Source organism: Acidovorax sp. NN32, assembly GCF_057597245.1.
Genome location: NZ_CP199679.1, coordinates 2,657,374 through 2,674,119, shown reverse-complemented (window position 1 = coordinate 2,674,119; position 16,746 = coordinate 2,657,374). Strand labels below are relative to the sequence as shown.

Sequence of the window (16,746 nt, the reverse complement as noted above, 5' to 3'; positions counted from 1 at the left end):
GGGTTCTCTCCAAAAGTCACAAAAGGTTGGGAATCGGGGGATAAGAAAAATCAGCCTTGCGCAGCGAGCACAGCCCGCCCGCGCTGCACAAAGCCCTGGTACTGCGCATCGGGCACCAGCAGGCCGCCCGTGGTCCACACCAGGTGTGTGGCGTTGTGCAGCACCGCGTCGATGCCCGTGCTGCGCAGCCAGGCCTGCCCGGCGGTAGTGCCCGTCAGCATGGCCGGGCCGCTGAAGCCTGCCGCAGCCGAGGGCTCGATGCGCTCGCCCAGGGCATCGAGCACCAGCACCAGCTGCGCAAACAAGGTGTCATCGGCCACAGTAAACACGCCCGACAGCAGCGGCTGCATCAGCTCGGCGGCCAGCAGCGACGCACGCGGCACGGCCAGGCCATCTGCCTCGGTGCGGTTGGTCAGACCCCAGTCGTACACCGAGGGGTGGTCGTCCATCCCTGGTGTGGTGTCGGCCAGCATTTGCACCATGAAGCATGGCGACTGCACCGGCTCGGCAAAAAAACAAAACACATGCGGCCCCAGCAACTGCCGCAGGCCAAAGGTGATGCCCGCAGGCGCACCGCCCACGCCACAGGGCAGGTACACGATGAGCGGGTGCTCGGCATCCACCGCCACGCCCTGTTCTGCCAACTGTTTTTGCAGGCGCAGCGCTGCCGCGCTGTAGCCCAGCAGCAGCGAGAACGATTGCTCGTCATCCACAAAGTGGCACAGCGGGTTGCTTGCCGCCTCGGCGCGGCCTGCGGCTACGGCGCGTTCGTAGTCGCCTGTGTGCTCCACCACCTGCACACCGCGCTGGCGCAGGCGGTCTTTCTTCCACTCCTTCGCATCGGCCGACATGTGCACCGTGGCCTGGAAACCCAGGGCCGACGCCACCACGCCAATGCTCATCCCCAGGTTGCCGGTGGAGCCCACCGCCACCTGGTAGCGGCCCAGCACCTCGCGCGCTGCCGGAGTGGCCAGCGCACGGTAATCACCGCCGGGCTGTACCAGCCCATGCTCCAGCGCCAGCCGCTCGGCAAACTCCAGCACCTCGTGCATGCCGCCCCGGGCCTTGATGGACCCCGCCACCGGCAGGCTGTGATCGGCCTTGATGAACAGGCGCCCCTGCCCCTCGGCCAAACCGAGCGCAGGTTGCAACGCGGCGGCGGGCAGCAGAGGCGACTCCACTACGCCCCCGGTGGCAGCCAGCTCCGGGAACACCTGCGCCAGCAGGCCCGCAAAACGGGCCAACCGGTCGGCGGCGGCCTGCGTATCATCCAGACTAATGCTGCGCCCCAGCGCCTGCAAAGCAGCCGGTGGTTGCGCCTGCCGGGCCGGGTTGGACCACAGCGCGGGCTGGGCATTGCGCAGGCGGGTGGCGAGCAGCGCGTCCACAGCAGGCGTTCGTTCAGCAGGCGTCATACAGATTCATTCAGTCGTTGAAGTCTTGCCTGCATTCTTCGCCGGTCACGCCGCTGTCACAAGCCATTTATAGTGAGCGCAGCATTAGTATTAATAATGGATATTCGCCTCTCCCCCTCCCTGCTGGCCTGGCTGCGCAGTTTTGATGCAGCAGCCCGCCATGGCAGCTTTACCAAGGCGGCGGCCGAGCTGTGCATTACCCAGGGTGCCGTCAGCCAGCAGGTCAAGCAACTCGAAGACTGGCTGCGCCGCCCGCTTTTCTTGCGGACCCCGCGCGCGCTGGTGCCCACGCCCGAGGGCAAATGGCTGGCCGTGGTGCTGCGCGAGAGCTTTGACGCCATCGAAAGCACCCTGGCCCAAATGCGCCAGCCGCCCGAGTCCGCCACCGCCACCTTGAGTTGCTCACCCTCGTTTGCCATGAGCTGGCTCACGCCCCGCCTGGGCGACTTCTTTCGCCAGCACCCGCACACCGGCCTGCGCGTGTTTGGCGAATTCCACACGCTGGACCGCACCCGCATGGTGCGCGACGGCATCGAGGCCGCCGTGCGGTTCGATTTAGGCGGCTACCGCGACCTGAACGCCACCGTGTTTCTGGACGAGTGGCTCATCCCCGTGGCCAGCCCCGAGTTCCTGGCCCGCCACCCGCCCATCACCCAGCCGCAAGACCTGCACGGCGACTGGCTGCTGCACGACGGCAGCGCGTGGGACGGCGCCGACACCTATGAAGAGTGGCAACACTGGTTTGCGCAGGTGGGCACCACCCCCCCGCCCTGGGCAGGCGGCCAGCAGTTCAACCTGTCGCAACTGGCCCTGGGCGCCGCCCTGGCTGGCCAAGGCATCGCCATGGGCCGCGCGGCGCTGATGCTGCAGGACGTGAAGGCCGGGCGTTTGGTACCGCTGCTGGGGCGTAGCGTGTTGTCACGGGCGGCGTATTCGTTTGTGACCACCGCCCACCCCAGCCCGGCGATGCAACTGGTGCGGGATTGGTTGGGGGATGAGGCGCTGCGGTTTTATGGGGAGCGGGCGCAGGTGCTGCCAGCGCCGCAGGATGCCAGGTAGCTGGGTAGGTCAGGTAACGACGCCCAACTGGCGCACTACCCAGCAACTAGGTGTCAGGTTGTACCCAGTGAGTCGAGGCGAATACTGCGGCTACATATTCGATATTTTTGGCACCTAGCGCTTATTGAGCAAGCGCTAGCAGCTATTGTTTTTGACAGATTCTTGGCTGTTCACGGCCAATGAATCCTGAGACAACCGGCCCTGTGACGCGGCCCGCTCATTCACAGCGAAAGTCTCAGACAGGAGGCCCCAGCAGGTCACTCGCGAGCAGTCGCGACGGCAATGTCTGAGATAACGAGGACGACTGGTTCCGGCCAAGAGCCGCCCTTCAACACAGCCCGCAGCCCAAGCGGCCGAGATCGAATTTGTTGATTCGCGATGTCACATTCAGGCGCGGATATGCAAAGGCGCGAATGACTTCACCAAGTCGTCCAGAGCTTTCAACTGTGCGAGGAAAGGCTCTAACTGGTCCAACGGCAGAGCGCTGGGACCATCGCATTTGGCCTGTTGCGGGTCGGGATGTGCTTCAAGAAAGAGTCCTGCCAACCCTGTTGCTAGACCGGCGCGGGCCAGTTCAACCACTTGGTCACGGCGACCGCCAGAGACGGCAGCGTTCGCCTCGCGTTGCTGTAGGGCATGGGTAACGTCGAAGATGACAGGTAAGTTTCCGGTGACCTTCTTCATCACTCCGAAGCCAAGCATGTCCACTACCAGGTTGTCATAGCCGAAGCAGGTTCCTCGGTCGCACAGAATGACGGGAGAACTACCGGCTTCTCTGATTTTTTCGACGATGTTGAGCACTTGCGGTGGGCTCAGGAACTGAGGCTTCTTGACGTTGATGACCTTGCCCGTCCTGGCAAGAGCCACGACCAAATCAGTCTGGCGAGCGAGAAACGCAGGCAGCTGTAAAACATCCACGACTTCAGCGACGGGATTCGCCTGCCATGGTTCGTGCACGTCGGTGATGACGGGAACACCAAACTCTGCCTTGACCGCCTCGAACATTCTCAGACCCTCTTCCAAGCCCGGGCCTCTGAACGAGTGGATAGAGGAGCGATTCGCCTTGTCAAAGCTCGCCTTGAAGACATAGGGGATGCCAAGCTTTCGGGTGACTCGGACGTATTCCTCCGCAGCGCGCAGCGCCATGTCCTTGGACTCGAGTACGTTCACGCCGCCAAACAGCACAAAGCCATCGTTGTTGCTGACGTTGATTGCAGGGGTGATGGCAACGGTGGTCAAGAAAAGCTCCCAGGTAGTTTTGCTCGCATTCTCGCTCCGGTCAGCTGACCTAACGCAAGAGGCCGCTTGGGGCCCGTTGCGGCCGTTGCAACGACTGTGGCTATTGACCAATAGGAACCATCCAGGGCTAGCGGCAACGGAGGCTTGATCTACTGAGGAGCGGGAATATTTGCGTACGTTCGCCGCAATGATGGGCTACGCGAAGCCAGTGCGCCAAGGCCAAAGCATGTTGCTATGCCAACCACTGCACACAGCGACCCGAGAGCCACCCAAGAAAACGATTTGGCGATGAGGATGTAGGCTTGCCAACTCATCAACGCGATCAGCATGGTCGCGCAAGCTTTCAGCTTATGTGAGGGCGCGAGCAACACGCCAGTGCAAACAAGAAGTATCGAAACTGCAGCGTAGCTAATCGACCAGATCGAAATTGATACGGGTGGAAAAGCACATAGTCCGGGCGACGAACGCCACCACCCTTCTGGACAGACAAACCTCCCCCAACGCGTGACCTGATAAAAAACCAGCATTTGGCCGACAGTGACAATGCCGAAGCAAAAAATTGCCAAAGCCAACCAACGAACGGCTGCAACAACGCTGAGGGGAAATTTTTGCATAGCTCAGTCTATCCCTTCGTACCTGGCAATGGGCTCCATCAATGATCTCATCGGTAGCAGCGTGCACTTAGCTGAAGGTCACGGCAGCCAACAAGAGCGTCGAGGGCTGGTGGAGCCCTTCACAATCAAGACTTACCCACGCTTGTTCGAGATGCCGACCCTTCATCATGGATAAATTTTTGCTGCAGAAGCAGGTGCTGGAACGGCTCGCCGAAGACCTGCTGCAAGCAGAACAGGCAATGCGGGCGGCCCATGAAACGGCCACTCACGAAGAAAACATCGCCGAAAACAAATACGACACATTAGGACTCGAAGCCGCCTACCTGGCCACCGGCCAAGCTCGGCGCGCCGAAGCCATCCGCCAGGCGATAGCCAATTGGCGCCAATTCCGCCCGCGCCCCTACGACGCCAGCAAAGGTATCCAGCTCGGCGCGCTGGTCTGCTTGGTTGATTCTGACGACAAGCAGCAGCAGCTCTTTCTCGGCCCGGATGGGGGCAGCATGAAGTTGGTCAGCGGCGCACAGCTCGTTCAGGTCATCAGCAGCGAGGCCCCTTTGGGCGGGGCCATGCTGGGTAAATGCGAGGGTGATGAGGTGTCGATACAGGTCGCTTCAATCCGACAGCAGTTTGAGGTGCTGCGGGTTCATTAAGCTGCATGTAAGTCCACGCCGAATGGGCCGATGTCAATAGAGGTTCGGGCGTGGAGAACGTACCGGCTGGCTGGCAAGGTCAGCCGAACTTTGAACCAGGCCACTGGGTCCGAGGTGTCGCATGCGCGTTAATGAGCGCTGAGTGGCCCAGACCGTGAACTCAGAGGGCCGACATCACCGACAGCAACCGCTGCATTGCGCCCGTTCCGGGCAGTCCTGCCGGAACAGTGGCGCAGACTGTGCCTGACCTGTAGCGGCATACCCGCCACTTCTCGCTCCCGTTGGGTCAAAAAACTTTGCGAAAAGATAAGATTTATACTCTTTTTAAATATTAAGAGTATAAATAGCATCATGCCTACTGACCTCATACCTACCCTTGCCGCCGCCCGCAAGGCCCACCAGATGACCCAGGCCCAGCTTGCCGAGCGTGCAGGCCTTAGCCGCATGACGGTGCAGCGCACCGAAGGCGGCGACCTGGACCCGCGCTATTCCACCCTGGCTGAAATGGCCCGCGTGCTGGGCATGGACATCATTGCCGTGCCCAGCAGCCTGCGGCCCAGCCTGGAGGCGTTCATCCAGTCGGGGGGCAAGTTTCTGGGGCAGCCCGAGGGCGTGGATGCGCCGCCATCCGTGGTGGACGGCATGCGACGCTGACCAATAGCGGTCACCACGTGCGCACCCATTCCGCCAACACTCCATGAGCACCTCCATCCGCTACCTGCGCCTGTACCTGCACCGCCCGGCAAAGGCGGACGGGGCGGCAGGCGGTCGCGAGCCGATTGGCTACCTCTCGCAATACGGCGACATCCTGCGCGTGTCGTTTGACGAGAGCTACATCCGCAACCCGCAGCGCCCCACCCTGTCGCTGAGCTTTCAGGGTGCCGACGAGGCCGCGACGCAGCAGATCCTCGCGTCGGCGCGGGATGCGCGGCTGGTGCGCACCGATGGGCGCTGGCCGGTGTACTTTCAGAACCTGCTGCCCGAGGGCCACAACCGCGAGCGGCTGGCGCGCGAGCGTGGCTGCAGCCCCGATGACGAGTTTGAGCTGCTGGCCGCTGCAGGCCACGACCTGATGGGCGCGCTGGAGGTGGAGCCCGTGCCTGCTCAAGACGGCATCCCGGACGTGGTGCGGCACTGGCACACCACGCAGGGGCTCGATGTGCTGGAGCCGGGGTTTGTGGAATACCCGGTGGAAGACGCGGCCTCGCTGCCCGGCGTGGTGACCAAGTTCAGCGCGGTGCAGGACGGCCGCCGCTACACGGTGCATCGCAAGGGCGCGGCGGGCAGCGTGATCTTGAAGCTGCCCACCACCGCCCACCCCGACCTCGTGGCCAACGAGTTCACCGGCTACCTGCTGTGCAAGGCGCTGGGCCTGCATTGCGCCGATGTGCGCGTCATCACCCGGGCCGAGGCCGACCTGCCCGATGCCGTGCCCTTCAACGAAATTTTGGCCGTGCAGCGTTTTGACCACCTGCCCGGCGGCGCGCGGGTGCACATGGAAGAGTTCAACCAGGTTCTGGGCTACACGCCGCGCCAGAAATACGGCAAAACCCATGGCAAGGGCGCGCTGCAGGATTGGGCCACCATGCTGCGCGTGCTCAACCACCTGAGCCGCCAGCCGGCGTTGGACACGCGCGAGTTTCTGGCGCGCATGGTGGCCTTCATCCTGATGGGCAACACCGATGCACACCTGAAAAACTGGGCCCTGGTCTACCCCGACGGCCGCGTGCCGCAACTGGCCCCGGTGTACGACCCGGTGTGTGTGGCCGCGTTTTTTGAGGGCGTGCCCGACCAGCAATATGCCGTGAACCGCGCCATCGACAACACCCTGCGGGCGCTGACCTGGGACGACATGGAAGGCCTGATGAAATCGGCCGGGCTGCTGCGCGTACCCCGGCACCTGGCCTTGTTGCGCGACACGGTGGCGCGGGCCAAAACGGAATGGCCCAGCCTGCTGGAGAGCGCCCCGGCGTCTGTGCGCAATGTGGTGGCGCAGCGGCTTGCAGGCGATGTGGCCCTGGCCCGGTGATGGCGGGCCACGCGGCAAAATCGGCAGGCCTGCGCGCAGGGTTCGGCGCGGGCGCTGCCTTGTGACCCCGAACCGTTTTTGATTTGCTCCATCCATGCACTCCCCGATCGCAACCACCACGCCCCCAACAGCGTCTGGCTCCTTGCCGCCCGATGCGGACAGGGGCGCCCTGCAGGTCCCACACCTCAAACGCTGTTGGTCACGCTGGATGGCCGCACGCCAGGGCCAGGGTTTGAAGGGCGCCGAAGCGGAGGCCCACCGCACACAGATCGTGCTGGCCGCGCTGGGTGTGGGGCTGGAGCAGACCATGCAATACGTGCTGCGCGAGGCCCCGGAGTTCGCTGCCTTTGAGGACTGGATCGTGCGCACGGCGGGCGCGCCCGATGCTGCCACCGTGGCGCGGATTCAAGCCCTTGTGGATGGCGGCCCGGCGCCCGAAGCGGCCTTGCAGCTGCAGGCCCGGATCGATGCGATGGAGCCCGTGCTGGATGCGGACGACCTGGCGCATTGGGACGAGCATGGCTATGTGGTGGTACGCCAGGCCACCACGCCAGAGCACAGCGCCGCCGCCGCACAGGCGGTGTGGGAAGCCGTGCGCGCCGACCCCGCAGATGTGGAGTCGTGGTACGCCCACGCCCCGCGCAACACCATGGTGCAGATGTTTCAGCACCCGGCATTCGACGTCAACCGACGTTCCCTGCGCATCCACAAGGCATTTGCGCAGCTGTGGGGCACGGCAGACCTGTGGCGCAGCACCGACCGCTGTGGCTTCAACCCTCCAGAACGCCCCGGCTACCCCTACGGCGGCCAGGGCATGCACTGGGATGTGAGCCTGCACCAGCCTATTCCCTTTGCCACCCAGGGCATCCTGTACCTGACCGACACGCCCACCGAACAAGGTGCCCTCACCCTGGTGCCAGGTTTTCACCGCCGGGTGGGCGACTGGCTGGCCCAGCTGCCCGCTGGGGTCGAGCCCCGCCAGCAAGACCTGCATGCGCTGGGCGCCACCCCCATCGGCGCGGGCGCGGGCGATCTGGTGATCTGGCACCAGGCCCTGCCCCATGGCCCCAGCCCCAATCGGGGCACGCAGCCCCGGCTGGTGCAGTACATCAACCTGGCCCCCGCCCATGTGCCCTGCCACGACACCTGGGTCTGAGAGGCTGAGAGTCTTTTATCCATGCCCGCCTTGCACGCGAAAACGCCCCGGCTCGTCGTTGCAAATGCTCGCCATAGCCCGAGCTATGGCTGTGCTTTGCGCCTAGATCCGAGGCGTTTTCGCGCGCCTTTCGGGCTCGGCTAAAAAACTCTCAGCCTCTGAGGTGCGGCGAGCGGGGGGCGCACCTCCCCCAAAAACCGCAAAACTCATAGCAACAAAACCATACAGATAAAGCGCTAGCGGTCATTTTCGATTGAACCGGTCTTGCTAACTCACCGTGGCCGCTGTGCCTTCGTCTTGCGGCGCGCCTCGTAGCGCCGCATCAGCGGCGTTACCGACACACCGTGCAGCAGCACCGACGCCACCACCACCGCCAGCGTGATCGCCAGCAGGCGCTGCGCAATCACCGGATGCAGGTCGTGTGTGATGGCGTACATGAGGTAGTAGATGGAGCCAATGCCCCGGATGCCAAACCATGCGATCAGGCGGCGCTGCGAGCGCTCTACCTTGGCGCCCACCAGCCCTGCATACACCGCCAGCGGGCGGATCACCAGCAGCAGCACGGGCACAAACCACAACACCTCGGTGCCAAAGTCCACCACCGAAAGCAGCGCACCCACCACCAGCACCACGGTCACTTCGGCCAGGCGCTCCAGCTGGGCGTTGAAGCGCTCGACCGACTCGATCATGTGGCCCGGCGCCTGTGCGGCCAGGGGGGCTTCACCATCGTTGTTGTCGCCTTGAACAGGTGATGCCACGGACGCCGCTGGTTCCGCCGCCGCACGCCGCAGCGCTAGCCCGGCAGCAAACACCGCCAGAAAGCCGTAGGTATGGCACAACAAGGCCACGCCATAAGCCAGCGCGATGAGCCCCAGCACCATGAACTCGTCCGGGCCCAGCGCCTCGCGGTGGCGGATGCGCAGGTACAAAATGGCCCGGCCCACAACCACGCCCAGCAGGTAGCCAATCAACAGGCCACCCACCACGGCCCAGAGCACGTCCACCGCCCACCAGCGCCAGCCACTCTCGCCCAGGTCGTGCAGCGACATCAGGCCCAGACCCAGCATCACCAGCGGAAACGCCGCCCCATCGTTCAGCCCGCCCTCGCCCGTCAGGCCAAAACGCAAGCGATCACGGTCTTGCGGGTCGGACACCTGCACATCGGACGCAAGCACCGGATCGGTGGGCGCCAGGATGGCCCCCAGCAGCACGGCAGCGCCCAGCGGCAGGTGCAGCAGCCACACGCCCACGGCGGCGATGGCGCCCACGGTGATCAGCATCGACACGGTGGCCAGCTGCACCGGAATGCGCCAGCGCCGGTCGCGCAGGGGCAGATCCAGCTTCAGGCCCACGGTAAACAGCGAGATGAGCACGGCAATCTCGGTCAGCCGCTCCAGCAGCGGGGCATCACCCACCGGGTCCAATACCAGCAGGCCCAGCCCCCAGGGCCCAATGCCGACGCCCACGGCGAGGTACAGGATGGCCGAGCTGAGCGGCACGCGCGCGATGAAGGAGCTGGTCAGCGTCATCACCACCAGCAGCAGGCCGACCAGCACAAAGCCCAGGGCGGGAAGCAGCTCAGCGGTCATGGAACACACAGACTGGAGGGGGAAAAGGTTGCACGCGCATCCGGCCACTGTGCACGCCACCCGGGCCCACCGCTGCGGGGGTGCGGCCCCCCGGGCTGTCAGCGGATGTCGCCAATCGGTGGAGCGCCTTTCGGCGTTACCTGAGGTTGCATCTGTGCACAATTCCGTGACTCTCGTGTATGCCCATGAACGTCTCCACCCTCCTCAAGCTCGCCATGGCCCTGCTGGTGGCGTTTTTTGCCGTCGAGAAGCTGCGGGTGCACTACGCCGACCAGCGGCTGCAAAACCACGGGCTGGCCGCTGTCTCTCAGCCACCGGCCGACAGCCCCGCGCAGGAGGCCACCAGCCAGGCGGCTTTCGAGTTCCGGGGCTATCAGGTCAAGCCACTGGCCACGTTTGCCGTGCGCGCACGGGTGTTGTCGCGCGAAGACTATTACGTGGGCAAGGAGGCCGAGCTGTCCCCGCTGGACCTGGCCCTGGGCTGGAAGCGCATGGCCGACCCTGCGGTGTACGAAGCCTTGAACATCACCCAGGGCGGCCGCTGGTACCGCTACACCTGGCGCGACCAACCGCCCATCCCGCTGCAGGAGATCATCGAGTCGTCAGCCAACATGCACATGATTGCAGCCACGCCCGTGGTGGAGCGGGCGCTCAAAAAGGCCCGTGCGGGAGCCTACATCCGCATCACCGGCAGGCTGGTGGAGGTGACGCACCACAGCGGCTGGCGCTGGACGAGTTCGCTCACACGGTCGGATTCCGGGGCCAATTCCTGCGAGCTGGTATTTGTAGAGTCGGTGCAGGTGGAGAACTGACCCGCCACCGGGCCCTGGTTGCTCCTCGCACTCCCAATTTGATAGCTGCTTGCGCTTTCCCATCAAGCGCCAGGCCCTGTTTTTACTCAAAATCTTACATCTCTACAGGGCAACCCGGGGGCTGGCGCGCCCAAAGTCTGGATACCCTTGGAAGGACAAGCCCCCGCCCGAACCACCGCCCGAAAGGATGCCCATGGCCAAGATCCTGGAAGTGAAATACGAAAACCAGGCCGACGCCCACATTTGCGAGGTGGCGCATGAAAGCCAGGCCGACCTGTGCTGGCACGAGGTGCACTACGCCACCCAGGCCAGCGGCGATGCGATCTGGTTCTTTGTCGCCTATGCCAACCAGGCCAGCTTCAAGGTCTACCGCGTCAAGCACGCCAGCCAGGCGGACCTGAAAATCTTCAGGGTCAGCACCCCGGAGCAGGCTGGCTGGCGAACCAAGGACCATCTGCTGATCGGCAAACTGGGCAAATAGGTCCGGCCCCAAGAGCGCTACGCCGTGTGAACCGCACCAGGCCCACCGACCGACTCATCCCCCCACGCACTTTTGCACCTGCTCACCCAGGCCCGTGGCGCCCAGGCGCATCACATCACCGGGCTTGAGGAACCAGGGGTCGGGCTTTTGCCCCAGCCCCACACCTGCGGGTGTGCCGGTCAGCACCACGTCGCCGGGCTCCAGCGTCATGAACTGGCTGATGTACGACACCACGGTGGGCACGCCAAAGATGAAGTTGCGGGTGCTGCCGTTTTGCACGCGCTGGCCGTTGACCTCCAGCCACAGGTCGATGGCGTGCGGGTCGGGCACCTCGTCAACCGTGGCCAGCCACGGACCGATCGGGGCAAAGGTGTCGTAGCTCTTGCCCTTGTCCCACTGGCCGCCGCGCTCCATCTGCCAGGCGCGTTCAGACACATCGTTGGCCAGCACATAGCCCGCCACATGCTGCAGCGCATCGGCCTCGGCCACCTGGCGCGCACGGGTGCCGATGACGATGCCCAGCTCGACCTCCCAGTCGGTCTTGACGGCGCCGGGCGGAATGCGCACATCGTCGTTGGGGCCGCTGAGCGCCGTCACGGCTTTCATGAACAACACAGGCTCGGCGGGCGGCTGCAGGCCCGCCTCGCGCGCGTGGTCGGCATAGTTGAGCCCCACGCACACGATCTTGCCCACCCCAGCCACCGGGCTGCCCAGGCGCGGTGTGCCATAGACGGGCGGCAGGCGGCTTGCGTCGATGGCAGCCAGGGCAGAAAGCGTGCGCGGGTTGAGCTGGGCCGGGCCCATGTCGGGCAGCAGCATGGACAGGTCGCGCAGCGTGCCGGTGGCGTCGATCAGGCCGGGGCGTTCTGCGCCGGGCTGGCCGTAACGGATGAGTTTCATGGCGGGAAATCCTGGTGGGGTCGGCGAAAGGTGGCAGTCGCAGCCAGAGCCGCGCTGCGCCGACACGCAGCATAGCGGCACGCAACCCCCAGCGTGTACGCCAATCACCGGCCCTGCCTTGCCGCAAGACGAGGGCCACATCCCCTGCGCAGCCCGTGTGGCGCGCGTAACATGGCGCGGGGTGCACCGCAGCGCCAGCCGCGCACCCAAAATACTCCTGATTTAATAGCTTCTAACGCTTACCAGATAAGCGCCAGCAGCCATTTTTACTCAATTTCTCCATGGCCACTGCCACCGATTTCCCCTCCCCGCCCCCGGAATCCCCGCCCCGGCCCCAACCCCGCAACCCGGCCGATCTGTTCTGGTCTTTCACCTGGTTGGCCCTGCAAGGGTTTGGCGGCGTGCTGGCCGTGGTGCAGCGCGAGCTGGTGGAGAAAAAGCGCTGGATGACGAACGAAGAGTTTGTCGAGGACTGGGCCGTGGCACAGATCATGCCGGGCCCCAACGTGGTCAACCTCAGCATCATGATCGGCGACCGCTACTTCGGCCTGCGCGGCGCGTTGGCGGCGCTGGCGGGCATGCTGACCTTTCCGCTGATCCTGGTGCTGGCCCTGGCCGTGGTCTATGCGCAGTTTGCCAGCCACCCGGCCGTGGCCGGTGCGCTGCGCGGCATGGGCGCCGTGGCGGCGGGGCTGATTGCGGGGGTGGGCATCAAGCTGTTTGTGTCGATCAAAAACCACCCCCTCGGCCGCCCGCTGTGTGTGGCGTTTGCAGGGCTGACCATCGTGGCCATGGCGTGGCTGCGCTGGCCGCTCTTCTGGATTTTGCCGGTGATCGGTGGCGCGGCCTGCGTGCTGACGTGGAGAAAGCTCGCGCCATGAATGCAGCCACCACCCTCACCACACCCTTGACGGCCCTGAGCGCGGGCGACTGGTTCAACCTGTTCCTGTACTACCTGTCGCTGTCGCTGCTGGCCGTGGGCGGCGCCATTGCCACCGCGCCCGACATGCACCGCTACCTGGTGGAGCGCAACGCCTGGCTCACCGACCCGCAGTTCAACGCATCCATCGCCATTGCCCAGGCAGCACCCGGCCCCAACGTGCTGTTTATCGCCCTGCTGGGCTGGAACGTGGGCATCAACGCAGGCGGCCCGGGCCTTGCAGGCTGGCTGCTCGGCGCCCTGGGCATGGCGGTGTGCATGCTGGGCGTGATGCTGCCCAGCAGCCTGCTGACCTGGACGGCCACCCGCTGGGGCCACCGCAACCGCGAGCGGCGCGGCGTGCGCGCCTTCAAACAAGGCATGGCGCCGGTGGTCATTGGCCTGCTGCTGGCCACCTCGTGGGTGCTGACACGCGCACACGGCAACTTCGACACCGCTTGGCCCCTGTGGCTGCTCAGCGCCGTGACCGTGGTGCTGGTGTGGCGCACCAGGCTGCACCTGCTGTGGATGCTGGGCGCCGGGGCGGTGCTAGGGGCTATCGGCTGGGTGTAGCCGATGGCAGAGGTGCCGCGCTTGGCACCCCTGCGTGACACGGGGCTGGGTCAGCTGATCCGGCGCCCGTTTTCCGCGTACACGGCCAGGTAGATCGCGTCGGAGCCGATGTAGGGCGCTTTATTGCCAAAGCCAACGTTGAAGTCACCAAACGACAGCGCGCGGATGCTGGCCAGGCCCGCGCGCAGGCGGTCGCGTGTGAGGTCCTTGCCCGCGTTTTTGAGCCCCTCGATCATGATCTGGCCGTTGAGCCAGCCTTCAAGCGCGCTGCCGCTGTTCAAGAAGGCCGGGTCGGCCCCGGTGGCCTTCATGGTGCTCTGAAACTTGCGAACCACTACCGATTTTTGCGAATTCGCGTCCGGAAACACCTGCACCAGCGCGAGGCCCCGTGTGGACGCAGCCAGCTTGGGCAGCTCGGACGAGATCACCGTGACCGACAGCCCCGCCAGCGGCACGCCCTGTGCCTTGGCACGGAAGGCCTGCACAAACGCGGTGTTGGCTGTGCCCGTGGTGGCCAGCAGGACGGCACCCGGGCGCTCTGCAGCCACCTTGTCGGCCAGCTCAGCGCCGTTCTTGCCGTCCACGGCCAGTGCAAACTCGCCACCGCGTTCGACCTTGATCTCGTCCAGCGCGCGGGACATGTCCTTGAGCACTTCCTTGCCAAACGGGTTGTCCAGGTACACCACGGCAATGCGTTTGAGGCCCATGTCCACGATCTGCTTGACCAGGCGCTGCGTCTCTTCGCGGTAGGTGGGGCGCAGGAAGAATACATGGCGGTTCTCAGGCGCACGCAGCGAGGTCGCGCCCGTCACCGGGCCCACGGTGGGAATGCCCTTGGATTCGATCAACGGCAGGATGGATGCCGTGTTGGCCGTGCCCAGCGGCGAGATCAGCGCGAACACCGACTGGGTCTCGACCATCTCGGTCACGTTCTTGAGGGTGCGTGCAGCCACATAGCCATCGTCCTTGGGGTCCATGCGGATCTCGCGGCCATGCACGCCGCCAGCGGCATTCACTTCCGCAAACGCGGCCTTCATGCCTGCCACCTGCTCGATGCCAGCCTGGCCCAAGGGGCCGGTCAGTGCGATGGAGCAACCCAGGTTGATGGTGCGGGCGGTCAGTGCGTCTTCGGCGGCCTGGGCCGTGTGGGCCCATGCGGGCAGGCCGGTGGCAGCAACGGCCTGGGTGGCGCGCAAGAGAAATTGACGACGGCTCATGGTGTGGGAGATCCCGAAGAAAGCAAAGGTGGGGCAGCCTAGCGGGAGCTGGGGAAACTTGCTGTCAGTTTCGCGACAGAACATACCCAGAAAGGACCGGCTCTCTCCAGGGGATGCAGTACTTGGCGACGGCAGCCTGCAGTGCACAGGGTGCCGAACCGCACGGCACCCCGACATCGTGCGAGCCAACGCCGCACTCCGTGAAGCTCACCGGGGCACGTTGTGGATCAGTAGATCACCGCACAACGGCGGCGTCCGTCTGCGTCGCTGCGCCCATGGTTTCCCGACCTACAGGCCCTTGCGCCGAATTGCAGCAAATCCCGCAATGGCCAGAAGTCCGGCGAGGAACAGCATCGCCCACTCGGAAAGGGAGGGGATGGTCGAGGGCGGCACGAATCCATCCAAGTTGTTGGTGAAGGTACACGCGATGGCCGCCCCTGCTGCGGCGGCCGCTGCATCCAGCGTGACGGTGCGCGTCAAGAGGTCGTTTGTTTGCGTTCCACCTGAACCCAGGCCGGTGCAACTGATGGAAGCCAGGGTGTAACCCAAGGGTGGCGCTGCTTCAGTGATGGAAGTGCTGACCCCCGCTGCGGTCAGCGTCTGCGTCGCCCCAGCCACGGCCGAGCCGGATGCCAGGGTCGTGATGGACTGGTTGGCAAACCCGTTGCTGCCGCTGAAGCCAAACGTACCCACGCCACCATTGGAGATTTTGGATACCGTGATCGAAGGCACGGTGGGGGCTGCACACGCGCCAGGGAGCGAAATCGCATTGGCACTCGTCGTGACGGTTCCCCCCGACGTCAAGGCTCGGCCGGACAAGGTGGCACCGGCGCCCATGGACATACCGGCGTTTCCAATGACCGTTCCGATGAAAGTGGAGTTGGCACCCAGTGTGGTCGCGGCAGTGGGCGCCCAAAACACGTTGCCGGCGCAAGCGCCACCATTGAGGGAGACGATGGAGTCGGCGGCGGTGTTGAGCGCCGCAGTCGTCGCCCCGGCGCCGGGGCGAAAGACGTAGATTCCAGAACCGTTCAGGGTTACCGTCGAGCCAACACTCATGGCTCCCGTGCTGGAATAGCAGCCAGGCGGGATCACTCCAGGCGTGCCGCCGCTCACAACGACGGCACTGAGATCAACAGCGGAGCCGAGGGGAATGCAGGTGCCCAGTTGGGAATCCAGATCCGCCAACGCAATGCCTTGGTCGGCAATCTCGGTATCACACGGCGTTTTGATGATCCCGGTCACTGTGGTGGGCGCAGTGGACGGGGGGGTGGTGTAGCAAACCGAGCCGTTGATCGTGGTCGGATTTCCACTGTTGGTAAAGGTGTCGGAAACGATGGCGAAGTTGCTGGCACTACCCAGCGGCGGTGCCGTCGCCGCCAATGCGCCACAGCTGTATGTCAGGGACAGCAGGGAAACAAGCCCCAGGCTCAGCAGCAAGGCGGGATTTTTTCGACCGAACTTGGACAGCAGCGGGGCAGCATCGCGTGTGGCGCACCCTGATTTGGTGAGGGTGGTTGTGCTGTCGGGTGGCATGGTGTTAAACCTTCTGTGGTGACTTAAAAGTCATTAATCAAACAAAAACTAATCTTGTGTGACCCACAGTACTGCGCTTGTCTGCCCAGCGGTGCGATTTGCGCGACTTATGTCCACGGCGGCCATTAGTCGGGCAGTTGGCCTACACCCATGACCCCGTCGCGTTACAAATGGGCGCCACCTGGAGGGCCCCTCTGCAAAAATTCCTATGGATTGCGCTATCGCGGCCTTGGGGCCTTGGGGCCTTGGAGATGGGGCGGCGCCCGCTGGGTGTGGCTGCAGAGAGCTGCAATGCCAATGGCATCGACCAAGGTCGCCGCCTTCAGTTGCCTCCCTTTGTTCTGCAACAGGGCATTGACGATGGGAAGGATCTGCTCAGTCAGCTTGTGAAGATCCAGCAGAGCCGTGGGCGTGGGGTTTTGCCGAAGCACAGGACGTTCGATTCGCCGGGGGCCTGTCGGTCCAAAGGATGCACCTCAATGACTCGCTGTGCGCCATCCTGCCTTCAGCACACGAAACTGGCACGCTCCCTCATACCAGTGCCCAGCGCAAGGGCC

Annotated in this window: 15 protein-coding genes; 9 read left to right on the top strand and 6 right to left on the bottom strand. The window is 64.5% G+C overall.

Annotation, left to right across the window (positions count from 1 at the left end; all coding sequences use genetic code 11):
* Nucleotides 1-50: 50 nt before the first annotated feature.
* Nucleotides 51-1,415 carry a D-serine ammonia-lyase gene (dsdA, locus tag ACT89O_RS12500; protein WP_487260168.1) on the bottom strand — a complete coding sequence of 455 codons (1,365 nt, stop codon included), beginning with the start codon at nucleotides 1,413-1,415 and terminating at the stop codon, nucleotides 51-53.
* 96 nt (nucleotides 1,416-1,511) lie between these two features.
* Here dsdA and ACT89O_RS12495 point away from each other — a divergent pair, with 96 nt between their 5' ends.
* Nucleotides 1,512-2,474 (top strand): LysR substrate-binding domain-containing protein, encoded by a 963-nt coding sequence (locus ACT89O_RS12495; RefSeq protein WP_487260167.1) that lies wholly within the window; start codon nucleotides 1,512-1,514, stop codon nucleotides 2,472-2,474.
* Nucleotides 2,475-2,861: 387 nt separating this feature from the next.
* Here ACT89O_RS12495 and kdsA read toward each other — a convergent pair whose 3' ends face one another.
* Nucleotides 2,862-3,713 carry a 3-deoxy-8-phosphooctulonate synthase gene (gene kdsA, locus ACT89O_RS12490; protein WP_431150436.1) on the bottom strand — a complete coding sequence of 284 codons (852 nt, stop codon included), beginning with the start codon at nucleotides 3,711-3,713 and terminating at the stop codon, nucleotides 2,862-2,864.
* A 781-nt stretch (nucleotides 3,714-4,494) separates the two neighbouring features.
* On the opposite strand from kdsA, the gene ACT89O_RS12485 reads away from it, so the two are divergent.
* The 4 genes from ACT89O_RS12485 (at nucleotide 4,495) to ACT89O_RS12470 (ending at nucleotide 8,162) form a co-directional block, all read left to right on the top strand.
* Nucleotides 4,495-4,977, top strand: a complete 483-nt coding sequence (locus ACT89O_RS12485; RefSeq protein ID WP_431152920.1) for a GreA/GreB family elongation factor — start codon at nucleotides 4,495-4,497, stop codon at nucleotides 4,975-4,977.
* A 351-nt stretch (nucleotides 4,978-5,328) separates the two neighbouring features.
* Nucleotides 5,329-5,631, top strand: a complete 303-nt coding sequence (locus tag ACT89O_RS12480; protein ID WP_487260166.1) for a helix-turn-helix transcriptional regulator — start codon at nucleotides 5,329-5,331, stop codon at nucleotides 5,629-5,631.
* Between the two features lie 43 nt (nucleotides 5,632-5,674).
* Nucleotides 5,675-7,006, top strand: a complete 1,332-nt coding sequence (locus ACT89O_RS12475) for a type II toxin-antitoxin system HipA family toxin (protein ID WP_487260165.1) — start codon at nucleotides 5,675-5,677, stop codon at nucleotides 7,004-7,006.
* A 94-nt stretch (nucleotides 7,007-7,100) separates the two neighbouring features.
* Nucleotides 7,101-8,162, top strand: coding sequence for a phytanoyl-CoA dioxygenase family protein (locus ACT89O_RS12470; RefSeq protein WP_487260164.1), 1,062 nt, complete (start codon nucleotides 7,101-7,103; stop codon nucleotides 8,160-8,162).
* A gap of 272 nt (nucleotides 8,163-8,434) precedes the next feature.
* Here the strand turns inward: ACT89O_RS12470 and ACT89O_RS12465 are convergent, their stop codons facing one another.
* Nucleotides 8,435-9,751, bottom strand: coding sequence for a cation:proton antiporter (locus tag ACT89O_RS12465; protein WP_055401164.1), 1,317 nt, complete (start codon nucleotides 9,749-9,751; stop codon nucleotides 8,435-8,437).
* Nucleotides 9,752-9,936: 185 nt separating this feature from the next.
* Here ACT89O_RS12465 and ACT89O_RS12460 point away from each other — a divergent pair, with 185 nt between their 5' ends.
* Together ACT89O_RS12460 and ACT89O_RS12455 are read left to right on the top strand one after the other, a co-directional pair.
* Nucleotides 9,937-10,563: a hypothetical protein gene (locus tag ACT89O_RS12460; protein ID WP_487260163.1), complete on the top strand. Its 627-nt coding sequence runs from the start codon at nucleotides 9,937-9,939 to the stop codon at nucleotides 10,561-10,563.
* Between the two features lie 193 nt (nucleotides 10,564-10,756).
* Entirely contained in the window at nucleotides 10,757-11,044 is a 288-nt protein-coding gene (locus ACT89O_RS12455; protein WP_055401176.1) for a 7(1) septoil knot domain-containing protein, read from the top strand.
* Nucleotides 11,045-11,098: 54 nt separating this feature from the next.
* Here ACT89O_RS12455 and ACT89O_RS12450 read toward each other — a convergent pair whose 3' ends face one another.
* Nucleotides 11,099-11,944: a fumarylacetoacetate hydrolase family protein gene (locus tag ACT89O_RS12450; protein ID WP_487260162.1), complete on the bottom strand. Its 846-nt coding sequence runs from the start codon at nucleotides 11,942-11,944 to the stop codon at nucleotides 11,099-11,101.
* A 281-nt stretch (nucleotides 11,945-12,225) separates the two neighbouring features.
* Between ACT89O_RS12450 and ACT89O_RS12445 the strand changes: the two genes are divergently transcribed.
* Together ACT89O_RS12445 and ACT89O_RS12440 are read left to right on the top strand one after the other, a co-directional pair.
* Nucleotides 12,226-12,825, top strand: a complete 600-nt coding sequence (locus tag ACT89O_RS12445) for a chromate transporter (protein ID WP_487260161.1) — start codon at nucleotides 12,226-12,228, stop codon at nucleotides 12,823-12,825.
* Nucleotides 12,822-13,436, top strand: coding sequence for a chromate transporter (locus ACT89O_RS12440; RefSeq protein ID WP_487260160.1), 615 nt, complete (start codon nucleotides 12,822-12,824; stop codon nucleotides 13,434-13,436). Before ACT89O_RS12445 ends, ACT89O_RS12440 begins: the two co-directional genes overlap by 4 nt.
* A 50-nt stretch (nucleotides 13,437-13,486) precedes the next feature.
* On the opposite strand, the gene ACT89O_RS12435 is transcribed toward ACT89O_RS12440, so the two are convergent.
* Nucleotides 13,487-14,653 carry an ABC transporter substrate-binding protein gene (locus ACT89O_RS12435; RefSeq protein ID WP_487260159.1) on the bottom strand — a complete coding sequence of 389 codons (1,167 nt, stop codon included), beginning with the start codon at nucleotides 14,651-14,653 and terminating at the stop codon, nucleotides 13,487-13,489.
* 288 nt (nucleotides 14,654-14,941) lie between these two features.
* Nucleotides 14,942-16,189, bottom strand: a complete 1,248-nt coding sequence (locus ACT89O_RS12430; protein WP_487260158.1) for an IPTL-CTERM sorting domain-containing protein — start codon at nucleotides 16,187-16,189, stop codon at nucleotides 14,942-14,944.
* Nucleotides 16,190-16,746 lie beyond the last annotated feature (557 nt).